Source organism: uncultured Corynebacterium sp., from assembly GCF_945649885.1.
GTDB lineage: Bacteria > Actinomycetota > Actinomycetes > Mycobacteriales > Mycobacteriaceae > Corynebacterium.
Map to the genome: position 1 here is coordinate 1 of NZ_CALZFS010000192.1, position 3,072 is coordinate 3,072.

Sequence of the window (3,072 nt, forward strand, 5' to 3'; positions counted from 1 at the left end):
TGTGCGCTGTGCGTATTCCACTGGAATTCTCCGGTGAAGCGTTGCGCTATGAAGGAAAGAGTTCCCCGGATCTGGCATCAAAGACCGTCAATTCCAATCAGATCACGGTCCACGGAAAGAGCTTCAACGCGGAGGGGCACACCTTGAATGTCCAACAATTCCATTGGAACCCATTCACCTCACCGTCTGTGATCGTGGAGACGACCCCATCCATCAGCTTTGATGGCAGACAGAAGGGTTCCCAGGCCAAATTGCCTCTGGCGGTCCAAGGTAACTGGTTCATTGCGGCCAGCGGTGCAGATCGCAGCAAGATGGAACTGATAGCGCTGACCAATCTCCCGGCTGAGCAGAACAAGCTCGACCGCATGCTCACAGACATCATCAGCAAGGCTCCTGACCGCGCCCGTGAACTGCAAAAACAGCTTGACGACGCCACGAACACCCAACCCACCAAGACCCCACCGCGCGGTCGCGCACCCAAACCACAAAAGGAAGAGAAGCCAACCATCTCCGGTGGTGGCTTCGGCTCCGGAGGGTTTGGCAGCGGTGCCACCACCCCTGGTTCCACCCCGGGAACTGGTGGCTCCGGTGGTGGCTTTGGTTCCAGTGGGGGATCTGGTGGTGGAGCTGGCGGTTTCGGCTCTGGCTCTGGCGGCACCGGTGATAACACCCCAGGCTCGGGTGGCTTCGGCTCGGGTGGTTTTGGTTCCGGCGGCGGCTTCGGCGCACGTTAACTTATATCTAGCGATTAATTACTGATTTGAGGATTTAAATATGAAGAAAGTTCTAGTTGTCGGTTGCGGTGGCTCCGGTGCCAAGACTCTTGCTTATATGATGGACCAGTTGAAGACGACCCTCGCGGACAATCTTCCTGACCGTTACCCCAACCCCAAGGAAGCCAAGCTTCCCGGTGCCTGGCAATTCGTCTCTGTGGACGTCCCGACCTCACCAGAGAGCCCCGGCCCCAACCTTCCGAATGTTCCTGAAGCCGGTGGCCGTTATATCTCCTGTGGATCCTCCGACCGCTACGCCACGGTAGACACTGCTGTGTCCAACCAGCTTTCTGCACGTGGTGCCCTGGGTGGTGTATCTTCCTGGGCGCTGCGCAATCCAGACTCTGAAACCACCCCTATCAGTAAGGGTGCTGGCCAGTACCGTTCGATCGGCCGCATGCTCATCCTGAGCCGGCTCCAGGAAATCCAGGCTGAATTACGCAAATCGTGGGATGTCCTGTTCAGCGGTGAAACCGAGCGTGAACTGGCAGACCTGCGCTCAGCGCTCTACGGCACCTCTGTCTCCAGTGGTGAAACCTCTAAAGAACAGCCGATCATCTTCGTCGTCTCCTCGATGGCCGGTGGCGCAGGTGCCTCCATGGCGCTGGATATCTGCAGGCTCCTCACCGGACTTGAGGGCAATGCCGTGGGCTTGAGCTCTCTGTTCATGGTGACCCCGGATATCTTCTCCCAGCTGTCCCCGGACCAGGTTGCCGGCACCAACCCCAATGCTCTGGCGATGTTCGCCGAACTGGCAGCAGCACAGATGGGTGCAGCCTCTGAGGAGGACTCCCGTCTCTTCAACGCTCTCGGCGTGGCAGTAGGTGATGATTCCATCCCTGTCGGACGTATCTTCCCCGTGGGTATCCGCTCGGGTGAAAACGGTGCGCTGCTAGGTGATGGAAAACCTGACACCGTCTACCGTGCGCTCGGCCGTGGTCTCGCAGCACTCATGGCTGATGAAGTCTCCATGGACAATTTTGAACAGTTCACCCTGGGCAACCGTGGTGGCGGCAGCGCCGACCAGAGCAAATACGCTTGGGGAGCACAGGAATCCAAGAACATCCCGTGGGGAAGCTACGGTTACTCACAGCTTTCCATGGGACGTGACCGCTATGCAGAATACGCAGCGCAGCGACTGGCACGTTCAGCAGTGGACCGCCTGCTCAAGGGACATTTCGATCCGAACAATGACGCAGCATCTGATCAGCAGCTTCAGAAACGCCTGGAGAATAACCTCCCCTCCCTGCTCGGTAACCTCCAGGATGTCCTCCCCATCAACCAACCGGTGGGAGATTGGATCCACCAGGGCTTCAACCAGGTGATTGAAAACTGGACCCAGCGCATGAAGAGCCTGATCAAGGACCAGATTCCTGCAGCCAATGGGAGGCGTGGAAATGAATGGATCAGTGACGTCCAACGTGCCTTCCAGGCAAGTAGCCAACGCATCGACCTTGATCAGCGTAATGAGCTCTATACCGGTGTGGCTGATTGGGCCAGCGCGGATGTCCTACAGACCAGAATTGTCGATCTCCTCCGGGATGAGATCGCAAAATTCGGTGTCCCTTATGGAGTGAGCGTGCTCGGCTCCCTCCACACGAGGATACAGAACCAGCTGATCGGTGAGCTCGCAGGTCTTGGTGCCAACCGTTCCTATGAAGCTGTGGAACTGGATGCCAACACCCGTGCGGAACTGGAGAACAGCAAGGGCCGGATCGATGACTCCGAGGGCTACATCCAGGAGATCATTTCTGGAACAACCACCCAGCTGCACACCCGTGCAGTCCAGTATATTGCTGAACACATGGCAAACGTTCTTGATGACTTCATCAAGAACTTCATCTACCCACTCCAACGCACCATCCAACGTGAGCACCACTCCCTGGAGAAGGACTATCAGCTCACCAATGACATCAACCTGGGTATCTCCCAGCTCAAAACCAATGTCCCGGCACTGTGGCCAGATGAATCGCAGACCACCGTCCCACAGCGTTTCAGCCAGGCAGCCAATGAAGTGTTCCTGACTGACGTGGATTCCTTCCCCGGCCAGTTCCAGGCACATGTCCGTTCCTCCACCGATGACATCAATGAGCAGAATGACTACGCGAATGCTTTGACAGAAGCATCAACGCGCGTGGTCAGCGGTGTATGGGAATCCAAATCCGGATCAGAGAAGGCCCCACGTGACCTCATCCGTCTCCTGGACGTGTGGGTCGCCCGTGACCTCACCAGGGATCCATCCGGGTCCGGCAGCCTCCGTGACCCCAAGGCCGCCCGTTTTGATCTCAAGATCAACACC

Annotated in this window: 1 protein-coding gene and 1 pseudogene; both read left to right on the forward strand. The window is 57.3% G+C overall.

All coding sequences use genetic code 11. The annotated features are described in order from the left end of the window. Positions 1 to 734 (forward strand): annotated as a pseudogene (locus tag Q0M74_RS13590) (hypothetical protein); the annotation flags it as partial. A gap of 40 nt (positions 735 to 774) precedes the next feature. Continuing rightward, the coding region (locus Q0M74_RS13595) for a tubulin-like doman-containing protein (RefSeq protein ID WP_293955353.1) at positions 775 to 3,072 on the forward strand (2,298 nt) is incomplete at its 3' end.